This is a genomic window from Collinsella sp. HCP28S3_B9, assembly GCF_052066095.1.
Classification (GTDB): domain Bacteria; phylum Actinomycetota; class Coriobacteriia; order Coriobacteriales; family Coriobacteriaceae; genus Collinsella.
Genome location: NZ_JBQHST010000074.1, coordinates 1 through 629, shown reverse-complemented (window position 1 = coordinate 629; position 629 = coordinate 1). Strand labels below are relative to the sequence as shown.

The following is a 629-nucleotide window of genomic DNA, read 5'->3' as shown; positions in this document are numbered from 1 at the left end:
GGGACTGCGGACGATTTCTTGGACCGTTACGCGGCCCTTCCCAGCGCGGCGCGGAACTCGGCCGGCGTGCGGCCGCCGAGCGCATCGCTGCGCCTCTCCGTATTGTATCGGCCGATCCAGCCCCCGAGCTCCTCGATGAAGCGGGCAGGGGTCCAGCCCGACCAGTCCCTGCCGTGCCAGAACTCCCTCTTGAGCAGGCCGAAGAAGCCCTCCATCGCCGCGTTGTCCGGGCTGCAGCCCTTGGCGGACATGCTCCTGGCGAGGCCGTGCCCCTCGCAGATCGAGATCCAGCCGGGCCAGCGGTAGTGGCCGCCGCGGTCGGAGTGGATGACGGGGCGCTCGCCGGGCGCGAGCAGCGCGCAGGCGTCCTCGAGCGTCGAGTTGGCGAGCGCGGCGTCCGGTCTCTCGCCGGCCCTCCACGCCACGACCGAGGAGTCGAAGCAGTCCCTGATGGCCGACAGGTAGACCTTCCTGCCGGAGGGCAGCCTGAACTCGGTGATGTCGGTGAGCCACAGGAAGTTCGGCAGGGCCGAGCGGAAGTCGCGGCGCACGAGGTTCGGCGGGGCCGGCGTCGGCTCGCCCGCATAGGAGCTGTAGGGCCTCCTCTTCCTCCTCATCCACCTGGGGAC

The 629-nt window shown here is 70.7% G+C and carries 1 protein-coding gene; it reads right to left on the bottom strand.

Annotated features, from left to right (window positions below; all coding sequences use genetic code 11):
- Positions 1-26 precede the first annotated feature (26 nt).
- The coding region (locus ACTNBB_RS09135) for an IS3 family transposase (RefSeq protein WP_441058013.1) at positions 27-629 on the bottom strand (603 nt) is incomplete at its 5' end.